18 protein-coding genes are annotated in these 18,823 nt (G+C 62.0%); 6 read left to right on the top strand and 12 right to left on the bottom strand.

Translation table 11 applies throughout. The features are described 5' to 3' along the window. Positions 1-13 precede the first annotated feature (13 nt). Positions 14-1,246, bottom strand: a complete 1,233-nt coding sequence (locus QM609_RS15065) for an MFS transporter (protein WP_042921334.1) — start codon at positions 1,244-1,246, stop codon at positions 14-16. 72 nt (positions 1,247-1,318) lie between these two features. Between QM609_RS15065 and QM609_RS15060 the strand changes: the two genes are divergently transcribed. Further along, positions 1,319-2,194 (top strand): LysR family transcriptional regulator, encoded by an 876-nt coding sequence (locus QM609_RS15060; RefSeq protein ID WP_007727651.1) that lies wholly within the window; start codon positions 1,319-1,321, stop codon positions 2,192-2,194. On the opposite strand, the gene QM609_RS15055 is transcribed toward QM609_RS15060, so the two are convergent. The 4 genes from QM609_RS15055 to cobF all read right to left on the bottom strand — a co-directional run bounded on the left by QM609_RS15055 (position 2,187) and on the right by cobF (position 6,296). Further along, positions 2,187-3,053, bottom strand: coding sequence for an Fpg/Nei family DNA glycosylase (locus QM609_RS15055; protein ID WP_283337301.1), 867 nt, complete (start codon positions 3,051-3,053; stop codon positions 2,187-2,189). The genes QM609_RS15060 and QM609_RS15055 overlap by 8 nt on opposite strands. A gap of 40 nt (positions 3,054-3,093) precedes the next feature. After that, complete coding sequence (locus QM609_RS15050) at positions 3,094-4,269, bottom strand: GGDEF domain-containing protein (RefSeq protein ID WP_007727655.1); 1,176 nt, start codon at positions 4,267-4,269, stop codon at positions 3,094-3,096. A 43-nt stretch (positions 4,270-4,312) separates the two neighbouring features. After that, positions 4,313-5,479, bottom strand: coding sequence for a GGDEF domain-containing protein (locus QM609_RS15045; RefSeq protein WP_223304416.1), 1,167 nt, complete (start codon positions 5,477-5,479; stop codon positions 4,313-4,315). A 76-nt stretch (positions 5,480-5,555) separates the two neighbouring features. Then, positions 5,556-6,296 (bottom strand): precorrin-6A synthase (deacetylating), encoded by a 741-nt coding sequence (gene cobF / locus QM609_RS15040; RefSeq protein WP_050655570.1) that lies wholly within the window; start codon positions 6,294-6,296, stop codon positions 5,556-5,558. Positions 6,297-6,382: 86 nt separating this feature from the next. On the opposite strand from cobF, the gene QM609_RS15035 reads away from it, so the two are divergent. The 5 genes from QM609_RS15035 to QM609_RS15015 all read left to right on the top strand — a co-directional run bounded on the left by QM609_RS15035 (position 6,383) and on the right by QM609_RS15015 (position 10,528). Then, positions 6,383-7,183: a thymidylate synthase gene (locus tag QM609_RS15035; protein ID WP_003946427.1), complete on the top strand. Its 801-nt coding sequence runs from the start codon at positions 6,383-6,385 to the stop codon at positions 7,181-7,183. A gap of 2 nt (positions 7,184-7,185) precedes the next feature. After that, positions 7,186-7,677, top strand: a complete 492-nt coding sequence (locus tag QM609_RS15030; RefSeq protein WP_050655569.1) for a dihydrofolate reductase — start codon at positions 7,186-7,188, stop codon at positions 7,675-7,677. An 84-nt stretch (positions 7,678-7,761) separates the two neighbouring features. Further along, positions 7,762-8,094, top strand: a complete 333-nt coding sequence (locus QM609_RS15025) for a cupin domain-containing protein (protein WP_003946336.1) — start codon at positions 7,762-7,764, stop codon at positions 8,092-8,094. A gap of 19 nt (positions 8,095-8,113) precedes the next feature. After that, positions 8,114-8,809: a hypothetical protein gene (locus tag QM609_RS15020; RefSeq protein ID WP_030534897.1), complete on the top strand. Its 696-nt coding sequence runs from the start codon at positions 8,114-8,116 to the stop codon at positions 8,807-8,809. Between the two features lie 27 nt (positions 8,810-8,836). Then, positions 8,837-10,528: a sensor histidine kinase gene (locus QM609_RS15015; RefSeq protein WP_042921348.1), complete on the top strand. Its 1,692-nt coding sequence runs from the start codon at positions 8,837-8,839 to the stop codon at positions 10,526-10,528. Positions 10,529-10,531: 3 nt separating this feature from the next. On the opposite strand, the gene QM609_RS15010 is transcribed toward QM609_RS15015, so the two are convergent. The 7 genes from QM609_RS15010 to cycA form a co-directional block, all read right to left on the bottom strand. Further along, on the bottom strand, positions 10,532-11,170 hold the full coding sequence (locus tag QM609_RS15010; protein WP_003946380.1) for a response regulator: 639 nt from the start codon (positions 11,168-11,170) through the stop codon (positions 10,532-10,534). Between the two features lie 76 nt (positions 11,171-11,246). Further along, on the bottom strand, positions 11,247-12,140 hold the full coding sequence (locus QM609_RS15005) for a universal stress protein (protein WP_003946389.1): 894 nt from the start codon (positions 12,138-12,140) through the stop codon (positions 11,247-11,249). Positions 12,141-12,498: 358 nt separating this feature from the next. Beyond that, positions 12,499-13,539 (bottom strand): LLM class F420-dependent oxidoreductase, encoded by a 1,041-nt coding sequence (locus QM609_RS15000; protein ID WP_007727670.1) that lies wholly within the window; start codon positions 13,537-13,539, stop codon positions 12,499-12,501. A gap of 176 nt (positions 13,540-13,715) precedes the next feature. Then, complete coding sequence (locus QM609_RS14995) at positions 13,716-14,609, bottom strand: universal stress protein (protein WP_007727672.1); 894 nt, start codon at positions 14,607-14,609, stop codon at positions 13,716-13,718. Positions 14,610-14,750: 141 nt separating this feature from the next. Then, complete coding sequence (locus QM609_RS14990) at positions 14,751-16,256, bottom strand: glutamate-cysteine ligase family protein (protein ID WP_050654664.1); 1,506 nt, start codon at positions 16,254-16,256, stop codon at positions 14,751-14,753. A 125-nt stretch (positions 16,257-16,381) separates the two neighbouring features. Further along, positions 16,382-17,152 carry a M23 family metallopeptidase gene (locus QM609_RS14985; protein WP_003946431.1) on the bottom strand — a complete coding sequence of 257 codons (771 nt, stop codon included), beginning with the start codon at positions 17,150-17,152 and terminating at the stop codon, positions 16,382-16,384. A gap of 122 nt (positions 17,153-17,274) precedes the next feature. After that, positions 17,275-18,738 carry a D-serine/D-alanine/glycine transporter gene (gene cycA, locus QM609_RS14980; RefSeq protein ID WP_050654665.1) on the bottom strand — a complete coding sequence of 488 codons (1,464 nt, stop codon included), beginning with the start codon at positions 18,736-18,738 and terminating at the stop codon, positions 17,275-17,277. Between the last annotated feature and the right edge of the window lie 85 nt (positions 18,739-18,823).

The following is an 18,823-nucleotide window of genomic DNA, read 5'->3' as shown; positions in this document are numbered from 1 at the left end:
AAGGTGTGGGTGCCTACCCCACTGCAACAGGGGATTCCGGGATTCGCAGTTCAGCCGTCTCCAGTCGGCGATCATGCACCCACACCATCGCCGTTGCAACGGAGAAGACCAACCCGGCGATGCATACTCCGTTCCAGCCGTACGACTTCCACACCACTGACCCCACCGCCGAGCCCACGGCAGCACCGACGAAGTAGGTGGTCATGTACACGGAATTCACACGCGAACGCGCTTCGGGGACAAGGGCGTAGATCACGTTCTGGTTGCTGACGTGCACTCCCTGCAGCGCGAGGTCGGCAAGGACGATGGCAACGAGAAACCACACCACGTGGGTGGCACCGGCGACAAAGGGAAGCCACGACACCAAGAGAATCGCGATGGCGCCGCCGGTCGCCAGCTGACCCAATCCCCGATCGGCCAGTCTGCCCGCCACCGTCGCCATCAAAGCTCCCGCCACACCGAGTAGTCCGACCAAGCCGATTTGAGTGTCGCTGTAGCCGAATTCGCCGGACAGAAGAAAGGCCATCGTCGTGAAGACGGTGCTGACAGCAGCAAAAGCCAGTCCGCCCATGGCCGATCGGGTTCTCAGGCGCGGCAAGGTCGCAGCCAACTTCCCTACCGAAGCGAGCGTTGCGCGGTAGCTTGCCTTCGGGCGATCTGCGGAATCGGAAGGCAGAGATCGCCACAATGCCACGGCCATCACCACCATCAGCACCGCCGCAACCTTGTATACCGTCGACCAACCTCCCAGTCCGGAGAGGACGCCGGCAACGCTGCGCGCCAGCAGGATTCCGATCAGCAGTCCGCTCATGATCGTGCCGACCACCTGACCGGACCTCTCAGGTTCGGCCAGTGAGGCGGCAAACGGAATGAGCACCTGGGCGGCGACCGAAAAGACTCCAGCGACAGCGATTCCCACTGCCAGCGTGGCAAAGTTGGGCGCAAATCCGCTGACCGCTTGACCGGTCGCCGCCAGCAGCATGAGCCCTACCGTCAGCTTGCGTCGGTCCACCATGTCGCCCACCGGAACCAGGAGTATCAATCCGAGTGCATACGCGACCTGCGCGATGGTCACCGTCGCGGCCGCTGCGGAGGCCGACACATTCAGGTGATCTGCGATGGAATCGAGGAGTGGCTGGTTGAAATAGTTACCGCCCGCGCACAGGCCCGTCGCCGCAGCCATCAGCAGCACTATCGGTAGTCCGAGCCTCGGACGCGCGTCGCTTGAAATCATGTCGTCAAGCATGACCGCCTACACCGACGCGCGTCCAATAGATAGATATGCATGATCTATCTCCAGAAACGATAGATTGGTGCAATGGAACTACGTCACATCCGCTACGCCCTGGCAGTCGCGGAAGACAGACACTTCAGCCGAGCAGCGTCGCGGTTGCACGTTTCCCAGTCCGCCTTGAGTGCCCAGATCAGAGACCTCGAAAAGGAACTGGGAGTCGAATTGTTCAACCGGAACAGCCGAAACGTCGGCCTGACTGCTGCAGGCGAGGTTTTTGTCGCCCGCTCCCGCGAGGTACTCGGCGCCGTGTCGAGACTCGTCAGTGATGTCTCGGCACGGAGCAACGAGCAAGTGCGGTTGACGGTCGGCACCATCACCTCGGCGGGGCGCGTCGACGTCGGACGCGCGCTGGCAGATCTGACACGGCGCCACCCTGCAATCAACATCACCGCGCGACCGTACGGCAGTGAAGTAGTTATCGAGGGAGTCCGGTCCGGTGCAATCGACGTCGGCATTGTCGGATTGGCCGCAGGTCGCCTACCCAAGAGCTTTGCCGCCGCACCGCTGTGGAGTGAACCCACCGCAGCGTTCGTTGCTCCTGACCATCCCTTCGCCCAGGCTTCGTCGATCAGGCTCGAAGACCTACGCGATCACACTCTCGTGGACTTCGCCTCCGGCAGCGAGGCCCGTGTCCAAACCGACCAAGCCTTCGCCGAATCACAGGTCCCTCGGGGAAAAACACTTGAAGCCAACTCGGTAGACCTGATCTGTTCACTGACCGCCAACGGCCTGGGCGTAGGTTTGCTCCCCCAGTCCATGAGCGCCCTGCACCCCGAATTGGTCTGTATTCCGATCACCGATGCGCCGCATCGGATCGTCCACGCAATCACCGAACCCACCCATTCGTCGGCGCTCGCCCGCGAGTTCGTCGAACTACTCGCAGCGCAGTTCGCTACTTGAGCAGTTTCGACATTCGCCTGTCCGCCAACGGTTTACCGCCGGTCTGGCACGTCGCGCAGTATTGAAAAGAGCGCTCCGCGAACGACACTTCGCGTACGACGTCACCGCACACCGGGCACGGAAGTCCGGTACGAGCATGCACTCGCATCCCCGAGCGTTTCTCACCTTTGAGCCGGGCCGCGTCCTGACCTTCCGAACGCTCGATCGCGTCGGCCAGCGTAGATCGCATCACGGCATACAACGTCGAAATCTGATCCCGCGTCAGCCGCGACGAGGTCGCGAAAGGCGAGAGTTTCGCGGTGTGGAGGATCTCGTCCGAGTAGGCGTTCCCGATACCGGCGATCAACGACTGCTCGACTATCGAGTTCTTGATCCGCGCCGACGTTCCGCCCAGAATCTGTGCGAACTCGGCTTCGGTCACGGCCATCGCGTCCGGCCCCAACCGGGCGATGCCCGGAACCTCCTGCGGATCGTTCACGACCCAGACGGCGAGGCGTTTCCTGGTGCCGGCTTCGGTGAGATCGAATGCCGGCGTCAACCCTTCGGGTGTGAAGAAATGAACGCGCAGCGCCAACGGCCCCTTCCCCGGCTTCGGCGGCGTCGCCGATGGATTGTCCAGCCAGCGCATCCAGCCGGCACGGGAGAGATGCGTGACCAACCACAACCCGTCGCAATCCAGAGCCAGATGCTTCCCGAAGCGGGCGGCGCCCGTGACGTCACGCCCCTGCAGAGCAGTGATCGGCGGATCGAAGGTCTTGAGCACACTCAATGCAGCGATGTCGACGCGTCCCACCACTGCGCCGACCGCGTGCTGACGAAGGAACCCTGCCAGCGCTTCCACCTCGGGTAGTTCAGGCATGGCAACAGACTAACGCCGACCACGGACACTCACAGCGCGCTCAGTCCGTTTCCGTCTGCAGCACCACCGAATGCCCACCGCGTGCCTTCGCGGAGTACATCGCCCGATCCGCTCGCCGCAGCAGAGTCGGGTAGGTGACCAGCGCATCATCCGCTGATTCGAAAGGCCCTGCGATCTTCGCGATTCCGACGCTCATCGCCACCTCGGGATGATCGGGCGAGGTGATCGTCGAACGGAGTAGCTCATGTTCGAGTCGATGGAACGAGCGTTGATCGACCGAATCGACGATGACGAACTCGTCGCCGCCTATCCGTGCGATCAAGGCCGCCGGGCCGGCGCATTCGACCAGTCTCGATCCGACTTTTTCGATCACGGCGTCACCGACGGTATGTCCGTACTCGTCGTTGATGGCCTTGAATCGATTGATGTCGACGGCGGCGACTACCAAGAGCGCCGAGTGCGTGTACGACCGCTCCAGCAACAGTCGCACTTCGTCGGCCAGTCCCCTCCTGTTGAGCAGTCCGGTCAGTGGGTCCAATTGCGAGTTCAACGCGTCGGTGCCGAGGATGGAGAAAATGAACTGACAGGCAAAGGGAATCACGTAGATTGCCGCGCCGACCAGTACTACCAACGCGACCAGAACCGGAGCATCCACATCGTTTTCGACCACCGCCGTACGTGTCACGATGCCGATGACCACGACGAGTACCCACAACATGTGAAGGCTCTGTATTCGAGCATTGTGGAAGAACGCGATGTATCCGCCGATCACCGAGAACATCACGGCGTGTGCCAGTGCTGCAAGTGGATTGGAGTACAGCAGCATTGCGGCCGCTATTCCCACTTCCGAGTAGAGCACAAAGGCGTAAGACCAGGAACGGGAGAGATTGCGCCTCGTCGAGAGGGCGACGGCCATCATCACGGTTATGACCATGATGACTGCGTTCGCGGTGCGCGCGTGCGAAGTGGTCGGTCCCTGTGGACTGAAGCGAGTGAGGAACATGATCACGGTGACCAGCACCAACGAGCAGACGACGAGAAACCGCGAGGCGACGGTCAACCCTTTGTCCGCGAGATAGCGATTGAAGGTGTCGAATTGGTCCGGACGCCGATACCAATCGACAAGTTGAGAAGAGATCAGCCGGAACGCGGGACCCGAGAGCGGTCGTCGAGACGCCACGGCGTCCGAACGCTCAACACTCTCGGCAGATTCCATAGGGTCAGGGTAATCCAGTCAACTCCCCGCAATCAGACAATTTTCACTGTTTGCCGTCCCACATCACAACCTGATCGCCGCCGGCGGCCTTCGCGCGGTACATCGAGGCATCGGCTACTCGAAACAGTTCCGTCAACTCCTCGTCGGAAATAATCGACGACCATTCGGCAGAGGTGATCGCGACTCCGACGCTGGTGGTCACTACCGGATCACGATCGTCGATTCGCAAGTGCCTTCGCAGATTGTCTTCGAACGCAGGCGCTGCGCCGACGTCTATCGTGTCTACCAACACGAACTCGTCCCCACCGAATCTGGCGAAGAGCGCCTTCTCGCCGCCGCACCACCGCAGTCGATCAGCAATCTGGCGAAGTACGAGATCGCCTTCTTCGTGCCCCTGTGAGTCGTTGACGCTCTTGAACGAATCGACATCGACAATCGCGACGACATACGACGACTTGCTCGACGCATGCCCCGTCGCCCCCATTTCGACAACAGCTCGCTGCAGCCCGCGCCGATTCAGAAGCCCTGTCAACGGATCCACGTCCGAACTGTCCGCGTCGGAGCCGAGAAGTGAGAGGACGAACTGGCAGGCGAACGGGATGACCACGATCCCGGTGGCGATGATCAGACACAGTGCGGTGGCCAACGCAGGATCCGCGTAGACCGCAACCTTTCGGCCGACCACTGCCAGAACCACGATGGACAGCGCGATGTGAACCGCCTGGAGTCTCGCGTTGTGAAAGTACGCGATGTAACCACCGATCAGTACGAAGAGCACACACTGGATCAACCCGATGAAAGGGTCGTTGTTCAAGAACACACCGACGAATACGCCGACCTCGCAGTAGGCGACAAAGAAGTACGACCACCGACGCGTGATTTCGGGCAGAAGGCAGAAGAGCACGATCACCGCAATCGTGACGGCGATGATAACGGCGTTGACGACGCTGGTGACGTGGTTGTGCACGCCCGCGTCGCTGAAGCGCAGCAGAGTCATCGCAATGATGACCGTCGTCAGCGAGCCGATGACCAGCAATCGGACAGCTAGCTCCAGGCCCTTCGTGGCGAGGTATCGATTGAAACTGTCGAATTGATCAGGACGCCGATACCACTGAACCAGAAGGTCGAAAGCCGACTTCACAGCTGATTTTTCACGGCCACGCGGCGCGGGCAGAATCGACTGCAGTCGGTCCTGCCCGAACGATGTCATGCGCAGATCATAGGTGCGCAGACCGTCGTTCGGGATCAAGAGTGCAGGATCGAGGCGGCAAATTCAGGGTCGGTTGTCAGCGCCGAACGAGGTACGTATCCATGATCCAACCGTGCTTCTCACGCAACTCCGCCCGGCGAGCGACGATCCGATCTTCGACGTCACGCAGTTTGCCGGAAATCAACTCCTCGTCCGGGGTCCCGAGGTACGCGCCCCACCAGATCTCGGCGTCGTTTTCGCTTACCTGAGTGAAGGTGCAATGCGCGTCGAGCATCACGATGGCATTGTCCACGCCGTCGGGCAATCCCTCGGCCAGTTTGCGGCCGGTCGTGATGTGGATGGGTTCGCCGATTCGGTTGAGGACGATTCGGTGTTGTGCAGCCAGCGACTGCACGCTGGTGATTCCCGGGATGACGGAGTAGTCGAACGAAACTCTCCCGCGAGCGAGCACGCGCTCGACGATCCGCAGAGTGCTGTCGTAGAGGGAAGGGTCACCCCAGACGAGAATCGCGCCGACGCCAGGTTCGGCCGCGAATTCCGCTTCGAATTTCGCGGCCCGACGCTCGTGCCAGTCCTCGACGACGCCCTCGTAGTCGGTCGGGGTTCGGTCCCGCGGCGGGTCCGTGATCTCGACCACCTTGTAGTCGAGGTGAACGTGCTCGTCGAGAATGCCGGTGCGCAAGTCGACCAGGGCCTGCTTCTCGTCACCCTTTCCGATGATGAAGAAGGTATCGGCCCTGTTCATGGCCTTGATCGCCTGAACCGTCACCTGGTCGGGATCACCAGCACCGATACCGATCACCAAGAGTTCGCGCATGTGCCGAGGCTATATTGCCGTGCGCCTTTATTAACCGCCGGAGGTTAATAAAGGCGCACAGCAGGGCAGGCCCTAGACTGATTCCCGTGACTGTCTCCACTGCTTACGAAGACCTCCTCCGGCTCGTCATGGAGACGGGTACCGCCAAATCCGATCGAACCGGAACCGGCACCCGCAGCATCTTCGGTCACCAGATGCGTTTCGATCTTGCCGACGGCTTTCCGCTCGTCACCACCAAGAAGGTCCACCTCAAGTCGATAGTCAACGAACTCCTGTGGTTCCTGCGCGGCGACTCCAACGTGGCGTGGCTGCACGAGCACGGCGTCTCCATCTGGGACGAGTGGGCCGACGAGAACGGCGAACTCGGCCCCGTCTACGGCGTCCAGTGGCGTAGCTGGCCCACCCCTTCGGGCGAGCACATCGACCAGATCACGCAGACCGTCGAGACTCTGCGCTCCAACCCCGATTCGCGGCGGATCATCGTTTCGGCGTGGAACGTCGCCGACATTCCGCAGATGGCCCTGGCGCCGTGCCACGCTTTCTTCCAGTTCTACGTCGCCGACGGCAAGCTCTCCTGCCAGCTGTACCAGCGCAGCGCCGACATGTTCCTCGGCGTTCCGTTCAACATCGCCAGCTACGCGCTGCTCACCCACATGATGGCCCAGCAGGCCGGACTCGACGTCGGCGAGTTCGTCTGGACCGGCGGCGACTGCCACATCTACGATAATCACGTCGACCAGGTGACCGAGCAGCTCGGCCGCGAACCGCTGCCGTTGCCGACCCTGAAGCTGAACAAGCGCGACTCCATCTTCGACTACACCTTCGAGGACGTGGAGATCGTCGACTACCAGCACCACCCCGCGATCAAAGCCCCGGTAGCGGTCTGACGATGACCGATCGCACAGTCACCCTCATCTGGGCGCAGGCCCTCGGCGGCGTCATCGGCGCCGACAACTCGATCCCGTGGCGCGTGCCCGAGGACATGGCTTACTTCAAGCGCGTCACCATGGGCCATCCGGTAATCATGGGGCGGCGCACCTGGGACTCCATTCCATCGAAGTTCCGTCCGTTCAGCGGGCGTCGGAACATCGTCGTCACACGCGATCCGCAATGGCACGCCGAAGGCGCCGAGGTAGTCCACAGGCTGGACGACGCCCTGGCGTTGCCGGACGGTGACGTCTTCGTCGTCGGCGGCGGGCAAATTTATTCGGCTGCACTGCCATTCGCAACGCATCTACTGGTGACCGAGATCGACCTCGACATCGCCGGTGATGCTTTTGCTCCCGAGATCGGCCCCGAATGGAACCTGAAATCCGACGAGCCCTGGCAGACCTCGGAGAAGAGCGGCCTGCGCTTCCGCTGGTTGGAGTACACGCGCTGACCGACTTCCGCCGATAACGAGGCACCTCGCGAGTGAGTCGGTCATACTCCAAGAAGGACATTCACCGCTTCCGAGAGGTCTTCGATGGACAAGAAGTCACTGACCGCTCTCGCTCGCCAACAGTTGAAACTGGCGGGCTCGGCGACCAGCGGTCGCAGTTCACAAACCGTCTACGGTGGCCACCAGCGCAGCCTGCGACAAACGGTGATCGCGCTGAGCGCCGGCAAGAGCCTCGCCGAACACGACAGTCCGGGCGAAGCCACATTGTTGGTCCTGAGCGGGAAGCTGAATCTTGTGTGTGGGAGCGACCAGTGGAAAGGATCCACGGGTGATTTCCTGACCGTCCCGGCCGACCGGCACAGCGTCGAAGCGCTCGAAGACGTTGCATTTCTACTGACCGTCGCCATGAAGGGCTGAAATCGGTAGCGTCTTCCGCGTGAGCGAAACCGTGATCGAAGTGTCCGTCGTCGCAGCCCCGTCCGTACTCTGGCCCGCGCTGCGCGACCCGTCGCTGATTCGACGTTGGTTCGGCTGGGAGTACGACGGACTCGACGACGAAATCAACCAGATCTACTCCACCGCTGAGGCCGACCCCGAAGCGTTGACGCTGAAACTCGGAAACGGTGACCGTTTCTCACTTCGCGAACAGGACGGCAAGACGGTCGTCCGCATCGATCGGCCGGCCAAATCTGCCGACGACGACTGGTACGACGACATCACCGAGGGCTGGACGACATTCCTCCAGCTGCTCAGATTCGCAGTGGAGCACCACGGACTGGCCGAGCGTAAAACCATTTATCTCGACGGCCTTCTGCTCCCCGGTGAGAACGTGGCAAGCGTCCTCGGGCTCACCGAAATCGAATTGGAAGCGGGAAGTCGGTACGCGGTGACAATCGCTCCCGGCGACTATTTCGAAGGCGTCGTCGACTACGTCACCGACCACCAATTCGGGTTGACAGTCGAGGATCTCGGCCCTGGCCTGCTGTCTGTCGCCACCCAGTCGGTGACGGCGCAGCGGCCCGACGGAGGCATGTCCATCCTGCTGACCACCTACGACCTGAGCGATGACGAGTTCGACGAGATCAAGCATCACTGGTCGTCGTGGTGGGAAGGTCGCCGCCAGGAGAGCTGACGTTCGGTGAGGCGATATGCTTCGACCATGGTCGAAGCTTCGGGTCACAGTCCGGCACGTACGTTCGGCGAGTTGCTCGACCGCCTGGGCGATTCCAATGCCGACATACCGACACTCCACCGCCTGCTCGAGGCGGTCCTGGTGGTCGGCTCCGGCCTGGACCTCGACCTGACGCTTCAACGGATCATCACCTCTGCGACAACGGTTCTGGATTGCCGCTACGGCGCCCTGGGGGTCGCGGCGCCGGGGGGCGGGCTCTCGGAATTCGTGTACGAGGGAATCTCCGGGTCCCAACGCGCGACCATGGGACATTTCCCCGAAGGTCATGGCGTGCTGGGTGTTCTGATGAATCACCCGCAGACTTTGCGTGTGGCCCATCTCGGCGACCATCCCGAATCGGTGGGATTCCCCGCAAATCATCCACCGATGGAGAGCTTCCTCGGAGCGCCGATCATGATGCGGGGAAAGGTGTTCGGAAGCATCTACCTGACCGAGAAACGGGGACAGGCCGAGTTCACCCAAGAAGACGAGGTCATTCTCGAAGCCCTCGCCATCGCAGCCGGTATCGCTGTGGAAAACGCCCGACTGTTCGAGCAGTCACGAACTCGTGAAAGATGGCTCACCGCAACATCTGCCATCCGCTCGCGGTTGCTGGCCGGTGACTCGCTCGAGGACGGCCTGCAACTTCTTGCCAGTCGCGTTCGGGACCTGACCGGCGTCGACGACGTGATCGTGGTGATCTGCGAGAACGGCTACGCACAGGTTCACGCCGCGGCCAGCGCCCGGACCACGTCACGTGGAGTCAGAATCCCGGCGACCACTTATCCGTTCGACGTGGTGCGGAGCACTCGAAAGCTACAGGTACTCACCACTTTAGGCGCACTCACCGAACTGGTGCCGTCGGCTGGGAGTGCGGTCGTGGCACCGATGTGCGTCGCCTCGGGTGTAGTCGGCGCGGTCATCGTGGCGTCGAATTCCACCAACACACACTGGGATCACGACGAACTGACCCGGATCGAGTCGATGGCCGAACTCGGCTCCGTTGCAATCGAGTTCGACGAGAAACAAAAGGCGCAACGCCTGTTGTCCGTTCTCGCCGACCGCGACCGCATCGCACGAGACCTGCACGACAACGTCATCCAGCGACTGTTCGCGAGCGGAATGAGCCTGCAGAGCACGCTTCCGGACGAGACCCTCCCGGAGTCGGCGCGCGCGATTGTCAAACGATCTCTCGAACAGCTCGACAAGACAGTCCGCGAGATTCGGACAACCATCTTCGATCTGCAGACTCCCACAGCCACCGATTCGTCGAGCCTGCGCCGACGCCTCCTCGATGTCATCGGCGACGCCACCGCACAGTCCGCTGTGACCCCGAGCGTCCAATTCTCCGGCGCCATCGACACTCTGGTGAATCCCGGGATCCACCAGCACGCCGAAGCCGTGCTGCGTGAGGGGTTGAGCAACGTCCTTCGGCATGCACACGCACGCCACATCACCATCGCTGTCACCGCGGACGTCGAATTTGCGATCACGATCGAGGACGACGGCGTCGGACTCCCCTCCGACTTCCACAAGAGTGGACTGCACAATCTGGAGCGCCGCGCCGAACATTGCGGCGGTACGTGCACGATCGTCAATCACGATCCGAGCGGTGCACGCCTGCTCTGGCGAGTACCGCTCGGTCGCACCAACTCGAATCGACCGAAATCCGGTCGTTAGATCCTAGCGACTGCCGCTACGGATTTCGGTCGCCAGCACCGCAGCCTGAGTACGACGCTGCATGCCCAGCTTCGAGAGCAGACGCGTCACGTAGTTCTTGACCGTCTTCTCCGCGAGGAACAATCGCGCGCCGATCTCCCGGTTGGTGAGCCCCTCTCCGATGAGGTCGAAGACTGCTCGCTCCTGATCGGAAAGTTCGGCCAACGGATCAGCTGTACGGTCGCTGCGGATCCGCTGCATCAGCGCCTCGGTTGCACGACTGTCGAGCAGTGAACCGCCGCGCCCGACTGTGCGGACTGCAGCGACCAGATCGGTTCCGAGAATCTGCTTGAGGACGAATCCCGAGGCGCCCGCCATGATCGCGTCGAGCAACGCCTCGTCGTCGGCGTACGACGTGAGCATCAGGCAGCGGAGGTCGGGAAGCATCGAGCGGAGTTCTCGGCACAGTTCGACGCCGTTGCCGTCAGGCAGGCGTACGTCCAGAACAGCGACGTCGGCGTTGCTCTGCGGTACCGCGGCCAGCGCTTCCCCCACGGACGCCGCCTCGCCCACCACCACGAAGTCCTCGACCCCACCGAGTAGGTCGAACAATCCGCGTCTGACGATCTCGTGATCGTCCACCAGGAATATCCGCGTTGTCATCGAACCCCTCCAAAAGACATCTCACGTCGAACGGTACCGGAGACGGTGGACTCAGAACTCATGGAATGCATTCTCTTCACTTGTTGACGTGCCGGACGATGAGAACCGGGCAATCCGCGGTGTGCAGGAGCGCTCGACTGGTCGATCCGAGGAGCATTCCTGCGAATCCGCCGCGCCCGCGACTGCCGACGACTATCAACTGCGCCGTCTCCGCGTATTCGCTCAGGACTCGAACCGGACGGTCACGCGCGACGACTCTTTCGACGACGACGTCCGGGTAACGCTCGGTGAATCCGGCCAATTGCTCGGCGAGGACAACTTCCTCACCCGTCTGGATGCTGCTCCACAGGGGGTCGTCGGGGGTGGCGCCCAACGAGGGCTGCACACTCACGTCGCTCCACACGTTGACGGCAATCAAGGTGGCGCCCCGCGCGGAGGCCTGCTCGAAAGCGTGCTCGACTGCCTCGATGCTGCTTTCGGATCCATCGACACCGACGACGACGGGGCCCTCGGTCGGCGGCCGACCGTCGAGCGTCCGTCCTCGGACAACTGCAACCGGAGATTCGCCGTGCGAGACAACCGAGACCGTCGCAGAACCGACGACCAATCCGGTGAATTCGCCGTGCCCGCGAGGGCCGAGCGCAATGATGTACGCGCCCTTGGACAATTCGATCAGGCGATCGGAGACGCTGCCGTCGAGTAGTTCGGTGACGATCTCGAGGTCGTCGTCGATGCTTTGCCGCGCGAGAATCTGTGCGCTGTCCAGACGAGCGGTGGCAGTGCGCCGCAGTTCGTCCTTGAAGCTCTCGGCGAGGTAAGGCTCGGAGTAGTAGAAGGCTGGGATGTGCACCACCGTCGCGATGTGGAGCGGTCGACCGAGCGCCACCGCGGTCCTCGCCGCCCAGACGACAGCCGACGACGCCGATTCCGAACCGTCTACCGCTACGACGACGGGTTTGGTTGCACTCATGTTCGTCCCTCCACAATCGACCACAGAATCTCTTCGCCCTCACACTATTGCCCAATGACGGCAAAAAGGATTCATCAGCCGACGCGAGTCCCGAATCGGACATTGGGTGTTCGGGTGGACTGCGGCAACGGCCCCGCCAACATCCCTTTCGGGCGTCAACGAGGCCACCGGTGCCGGATTCGCACGCAAACCCTGGCTACTCGATCCACGTTAGGTGAAGAACCCGACCGGTCAGAAGTGAAAAAAGTCCTGTCAACAAGCGCCCAAAATCGGGTTTCGTACGCAGGAGATCCTGAACCACCTGCTCTGCTGTGCGCCTTTATTAACCGCCGGCGGTTAATAAAGGCGCACAGCAGGGTCAGTCACAAATCTTGCGGAACTTCTCGATCAGCTGCACTCGGCCGTTGCGGTCGGCCGCCAACGGCGTGACGTTGAGCGTCGTGACACCGGCTTCGGCGAAGGCTGCGACGCGTTCCTTGACGTAGCTCTCGGGACCGATCAACGACACTGCGCGAACCAGTTCGTCCGGCACTGCTGCTGCGGCTTCGTCCTTCTTGCCCGCGAGGTAGAGATCCTGGATCTTCTCGGCGGCCTCTTCGTAGCCGTAGCGCACCGCGAGATCGTTGTAGAAGTTCTTGCCCTTGGCGCCCATGCCGCCGATGTAGAGCGCAAGGCTCGGGCGTACCCAGTCGAGCATGTGGTCGACGTCGTCACCGATGGCCAGTGCCGGCGACGCGTACACCTGAAGCTCGCCGAGGCTCGGATCGCGCTTGGCCTTGCCCTTGGCGATCGGCTCACCCCACACGCTTGCTGCCTTCTCCGGATGGAAGAAGATAGGTTCCCAGCCTTCGGCGATCTCCGCCGTCAGCTCGACGTTCTTGGGCCCGAGCGAAGCGATCAGGATCGGGATGCGCTCACGCACAGGATGATTGATCAGCTTGAGCGGCTTTCCGAGTCCGGTGCCCTTCTCGGCGGGGAGGGGAACCTGGTAGTACTTGCCCTGGTACTCGACCTTCTCGCGGCGCCAAACCTGACGGCAGATCTCGACGACCTCACGTGTGCGTCCCAGCGGAGCGTCGTACTTGACGCCGTGGAACCCCTCGATCACCTGCGGTCCGGAAGCGCCCAGTCCCATCACGAAGCGACCGTTGGAGACGAAGTCCAGGCCCGCCGCCGTCATGGCGGTCAACGAGGGCGTACGGGTGTAGATCTGAAAGATTCCCGAAGCGAGTTCGATGGTCGACGTCTTGGCCGCCAGGTAACCGAGCTGGCTGACGGCGTCGAAGGAATACGCCTCCGGGACGAAGGCGATGTCGAGGCCCGCCTTCTCCAGGTCACCGACCTCTTCGACGGTTTCGGCGAACCCGCCGCTGTAGTTCAAACCCATACCGATACGCACGTTGTAACCCCAATCCTGACGATTGCTGCCGTGTGCGACGCGCACACGAGCAGTGGTACTCCCATCGAACACTTACTCACATCGAACACTACGGAACCTGAGTCCGCATTCATGTGACTACCCCGTTCATATTCGATGACCGAAATGAACGGGGTAGTGGGAGAGCCTGTCGAGGGTCAGGATTCTTCGGGGCGAACCACCATGACGGGGCACTTGGCCGAAGCGATCAGGGTGTTGCTGGTCGAGCCGAGCAACATGCCGCGGAATCCACCGCGACCACGGCTTCCGACTACGACGAGCTGCGCTTTTGCCGACCAGTCCAGCAGCCGTCCGCGTGGGTTGTCGAGGTATACCTCGCGCCGGACCTTCACGTCCGGGTATTGCTCGGACCATCCGGCCAAGCTCTCGCTGAGTACCGCATGCTCTTCCTCTTCGAGAGACTGCGGGGCAAGCGCAGCGGCCCTCGGGTCTTCGAATGCCGCACTGCCGAGGTCACTCCACACGTGCAACGCCACCAACTCGACTCCGCGGAACGACGCTTCCTCGAAAGCCGCACCGACGGCCTGGGCGCTCAACGCGCTGCCGTCGACGCCGACCACTACGGGTCCTTCCGAGGGCACCGCACCATCGCGGTCTCGGACGACGATGACCGGACACTTGCCGTGACTGGCCACACCGACCGCGGTATTGCCGAGGACTGCTGTCGCCGCCTTGCCTGACGCCGACGCTCCGACAACGACCCGCCTGGCCTGTGCCGAACTCTCGATCAGCCACTGAGTTGCGCTGCCGATGGCGATTTCGGTGTGAACTTCGAGTTTCGGATCGATCTCACGGGCGAATTGTTCCGCCTCTGCCAAGATCGCTTTTCCGGCCTCTTCGACCCATTCGTACACCCCACCCGCGTCGACGTACGGTCCGCCGAAACCGTAAGGCGCGAAGTCGAGAGCGTGGATGATGTCGAGTCGCAATTCGCGCTGGGCGGCGATTTTCGCGGCCTCGCGGAGCGCTGTGGACGCAGTGTCCGAACCCTCGACTCCGACAACAACACTGTTATGTTCGCGTGAACTCATGTGCCCACCTTCCTGAAGAAGTAACCGAGCCACTTTCACTCTAACCATCCCACTTGTCCGGCTTTTTTGGGGTCGCCCCCTCTTCATTTCGGGGACTTAGGTCCCCGAAACTGTTGACGGATAGGAGAATTAGCAGAGCAATCAGGACCAGGTGTGAACAGGATCTCCCGTCCGCATGTTCTCCACGTAACCGCGGAGCATTCCGGTGAGCGCAGTCGAGCGGTCCGCGCCCGAGGCCTCCGCGTGCGCCACTTGCTCGCGTTGCCAGGCGGCACCGGTCTGCCGATTCATGCACCGCCCTTCGATCACGCCGAGGTACCGATCGCGGGCCGCGGCGGACAATCCGAAGTCGGCCAAACCCTCGTCCGCCAACGGCAGCAGCCTTCGCAGGACCAACTCGTCGGCACCGACCCAACCGATCTCCGGCCAGTACAGGGTGGCGTCGAGTCCGTACTTGGCGCCGATGTGCAGGTTCTCTTCGGCCGCATGGAACGACATGTGCGACCACAGTGGCCGCTCCGCGTTCACCAATGCGCGAACGGTTCCGTAGTAGAAGGCCGCATTGGCCATGATGTCGACGACGGTCGGCCCGGCCGGCAGCACCCGATTCTCGATACGCAAGTGCGGCTTGCCATCCGAGCAGTCGTAGACAGGCCGATTCCAGCGATAGACCGTGCCGTTGTGCATCTGAAGCTCGCTCAACTCCGGAACCCCGCCCGCCGCGAGCACTTCCAGTGGATCGGTGTCCGAGACATCAGGGAGCAGCGCCGGGAAGTACCGTGAATTCTCCTCGAACAGGTCGAGAACCGAATGGATCCACCGCTCACCGAACCACACTCGCGGTCGCACACCTTGGTTCTTGAGCTCGAAAGTTCGGGTGTCCGTTGCCTGTTCGAAGATCGGAATGCGTGATTCGTGCCAAAGCGCCTTCCCTGCCAGGAAAGGGGAATTGGCCGCAAGCGCCACCTGTACTCCGGCCAGACACTGCGCGGCATTCCAGTGCGCTGCGAATTCTTCCGGCGCGACGCGCAGGTGCAACTGCATGGACGTACAAGCCGCCTCCGGCACCACCGAATTGGTGTCGGCCCGAAGGATTTCCACGTCGCCACCGGGTAGCGCGACACCTTCGACGTCGAGTTCGATGTCCTCTCCTCGCGCGGCAAAAATTTGCTCGTTGAGCAATTCGTAGCGCGGGTTGGCGGTGATCCACTCACGATCGAGATGCTCGAGCTGCAGTGTCGGCAGCATCCCGATCATCACCATCTCGGCGTCGTGCGCGTGGATTCGCGCGTCTGCGACGTCGAGGGACGCCCGCAGTTTCTTCTCCAATTCGAAAGTCGCATCACCGGTGAGTGGGCCGGGCTCGACGTTCATCTCGACGTTGAACTGTCCGAGCTCGGTTTGGAAAACCGCAGAGTCGTCGATGGATTCGAGCACTTCACGGTTGGACATCGCGGGCGTCATGTCGCCGGTCACGAGGTTGAACTCGATCTCCATGCCCAACAGCGGAGCGGGCTTGTCGACGGCGTCTCGGAAGTCACCACCGTCGAGCATCTGCTTCATGGCGTCGACGCACGAGCGCACCTTCTTACGAAAGAGCCTACGGTCGGCTCTGGTGAATTCTCGCGCCGTGACCTCTGCACCCATTGCGCATTCCCCCTTCGACGATCAACGTCACTGAAGGCTATCCGTCAGGTGTCACCGACAAACGAGAACTGCGGTGGCACCGGGAAGAATTTCCCGACGCCACCGCAGTTCTCCGAAAGTTTCTTCTACGAGTTGTCGACCCAGGTGACAGCTACGCCGCGAGCCTGCAGCCACGCTGCGGGATCGACCTTTGCGCCGTTCTCGGCAACCTCGAAGTGCAGGTGCGGGCCGGTGGACTGGCCACGGTTACCCACGGTGGCGATCTGCTGGCCGGCGTTGACGCGCTGGCCGACGTTGACCTGGTAGTCGTTGACGTGGCCGTACGTGGTGACCGTGCCGTCGTCGTGCTGGACGCGGACCCAGAGGCCGAAACCTGACGCCGGGCCGGCGTCGATGACCTGGCCGTCGGCTGCAGCCAGAATCGGCGTACCGATCGGAGCCGCGATGTCGAGGCCGCCGTGGTGTGCTCCCCAGCGCGAACCGAAGGTTGAGGTCAGCGTTCCGGACACCGGCTGCACGGTACGAGCTGAGGTGCCGGGGTTGATCCCAGCGAGGAACTGCTGTGCCTGCGTGTTGAGGTCGGCAGCAAAATCGGGAAGCTCGGGGATGTCGAGAGCCGGAAGTGCCGCCAATTCAGCCGGAACGACAACGCCCTCGGGGAGCAGACCCTGCGGGATTTCGATTCCGGCGATGGTCTGTGTTGCCGGCGCCGCAGCAGCGGTTCCTGCGCCCATCTGGCCTGCACCGACGAGGAGTGCACCGGTAGCCGCAGCTACGACACCTGCCTTGACACCGGCACCAGGGCCAGCCGACGGGGTGCGGTGGCGGCCGCTTGCTGCCTCGGGATCGATCTCGAAGACAACATCGTCATTGCCCGTGCGGTGGTGGTTTCCCACAGTGTGTACTCCGTCAGTCGTCGGCGTGCAGCGTCCTTCTGATGAAGCCCGCTCCTCTGTCTGCCGAAGAATGTAACAGTTTGATCAAGGCGGCCGCCACCGTTACCCGATCTTGACCAAAACTATTTGTCGCCGTTCTGTCGGCTGGCGTCCAGTTCTGACTTGAATGCGTCGTATCGTGCCCGGTGAGCGGGTCGACGCCGGATGATCGCCCACGCGATGCCCAGAACCACGAACCAGATCGGCGTGACGAGAAGTGCCTGCAGGGTGTCGTCCTTGGTTGTCAGTGCCCAGAGAATGAAGACGAAGAACGCGAGCACGACCCAGCACATCACGATGCCGCCGGGCATCTTGAACTTCGACGCCTCGTGCAGGTGCGGACGACGCTTCCGGTACACCATGTAGCTCGCCAGGATGATCGTCCATACGAACATGAACAGCAGCGCCGAAATGGTCGTGACGACGGTGAAGGCCTCGATCACGGAATCGCCCGAGAACAGCAGGATCAACGACGCCAGCAGGAAGATGCACGAGAACATCAGGGCGTTCGCGGGGACCTTGCGTGAGTTCAGCTTGCCGAGGGCCCTCGGTGCGTCGCCCTCCTGCGCAAGGCCGAACACCATGCGCGAGGTGGAGTAGATACCCGAGTTGGCCGAAGATGCAGCGGAGGTCAGCACGACGAAGTTGATGACAGAAGCAGCGATGCCGAGGCCGGCGAGTGTGAACATGGCGACGAACGGACTCTTGTCTGCGCTGATTTCACGCCACGGAGTCACCGCGATGATCACGGTCAGTGCAACGACGTAGAACAGCAGGACACGAATGGGGATGGAGTTGATGGCCTTCGGCAGATTCTTCTCCGGGTCCTTGGCCTCGGCTGCCGTCGTACCGACGAGCTCGATACCCACGAAGGCGAACACGGCGATCTGGAAGCCGGCGACGAAGCCCATGAATCCGGTCGGGAACATCCCGCCGTCGTTCCAGAGGTTGTCGATACCCGAGGTGGCACCGTTCGGCGCCGTGAACCCGGAGACGACCATGACGATACCGACGACGATCAGGCTGACGATGGCGATGATCTTGATCAGCGCGAACCAGAACTCGGTTTCACCGAAAGCGCGAACGGTCGGGAGATTGAGGAGCAACAGCGCCGCGATCGTCAGCAAAGCAGGAATCCACGCCGCGAGCCCTGGCCACCAGTACTTGAAGTACCCGGAAATCGCGATGACGTCCGCGATGCCGGTGACGATCCAGCAGAACCAGTAGGTCCAGCCGGTGAAGAATCCCGCCCAGGGGCCCAGCAGATCCGCGGCGAAGTCGGAGAACGACTTGTACGCCATGTTCGAGAGCAGCAGCTCCCCCATCGCCCGCATGACGAAGAAGAGCATGAATCCGATGATCATGTACACGAAGATCACGGAGGGCCCGGCGAGCGAGATCGTCTTGCCCGATCCCATGAACAGTCCGGTGCCGATGGCACCACCGATGGCGATCAGCTGGATATGCCGGTTGGACAGCTGACGTGAGAGGTGGGGGTCTTCGCGGGACGGCTTCGTCAGGTCTGGTGTATTCGCGTGGTCGGACACGGAGGATCCCCCTCGTCATACGGTTCATCCGGGGCATCGAAATCGTGCCCGTCGGGGGAACCTCGGAAAATGTGCTCTCTCAAAG

Source organism: Rhodococcus sp. IEGM 1302, assembly GCF_030056935.1.
GTDB classification, from domain to species: domain Bacteria; phylum Actinomycetota; class Actinomycetes; order Mycobacteriales; family Mycobacteriaceae; genus Rhodococcus_F; species Rhodococcus_F qingshengii.
This window is presented reverse-complemented; position numbering and strand designations above follow the sequence as displayed.

What these genes read in the sequence shown, in the direction of transcription:
- QM609_RS15065 (WP_042921334.1), bottom strand. Translation starts at nt 1,246, where the DNA reads ATGCTTGACGACATGATTTCAAGCGACGCGCGTCCGAGGCTCGGACTA.
- QM609_RS15060 (WP_007727651.1), top strand. Translation starts at nt 1,319, where the DNA reads ATGGAACTACGTCACATCCGCTACGCCCTGGCAGTCGCGGAAGACAGA.
- QM609_RS15055 (WP_283337301.1), bottom strand. Translation starts at nt 3,053, where the DNA reads ATGCCTGAACTACCCGAGGTGGAAGCGCTGGCAGGGTTCCTTCGTCAG.
- QM609_RS15050 (WP_007727655.1), bottom strand. Translation starts at nt 4,269, where the DNA reads ATGGAATCTGCCGAGAGTGTTGAGCGTTCGGACGCCGTGGCGTCTCGA.
- QM609_RS15045 (WP_223304416.1), bottom strand. Translation starts at nt 5,479, where the DNA reads ATGACATCGTTCGGGCAGGACCGACTGCAGTCGATTCTGCCCGCGCCG.
- cobF (WP_050655570.1), bottom strand. Translation starts at nt 6,296, where the DNA reads ATGCGCGAACTCTTGGTGATCGGTATCGGTGCTGGTGATCCCGACCAG.
- QM609_RS15030 (WP_050655569.1), top strand. Translation starts at nt 7,186, where the DNA reads ATGACCGATCGCACAGTCACCCTCATCTGGGCGCAGGCCCTCGGCGGC.
- QM609_RS15025 (WP_003946336.1), top strand. Translation starts at nt 7,762, where the DNA reads ATGGACAAGAAGTCACTGACCGCTCTCGCTCGCCAACAGTTGAAACTG.
- QM609_RS15015 (WP_042921348.1), top strand. Translation starts at nt 8,837, where the DNA reads ATGGTCGAAGCTTCGGGTCACAGTCCGGCACGTACGTTCGGCGAGTTG.
- QM609_RS15010 (WP_003946380.1), bottom strand. Translation starts at nt 11,170, where the DNA reads ATGACAACGCGGATATTCCTGGTGGACGATCACGAGATCGTCAGACGC.
- QM609_RS15005 (WP_003946389.1), bottom strand. Translation starts at nt 12,140, where the DNA reads ATGAGTGCAACCAAACCCGTCGTCGTAGCGGTAGACGGTTCGGAATCG.
- QM609_RS14995 (WP_007727672.1), bottom strand. Translation starts at nt 14,609, where the DNA reads ATGAGTTCACGCGAACATAACAGTGTTGTTGTCGGAGTCGAGGGTTCG.
- QM609_RS14990 (WP_050654664.1), bottom strand. Translation starts at nt 16,256, where the DNA reads ATGGGTGCAGAGGTCACGGCGCGAGAATTCACCAGAGCCGACCGTAGG.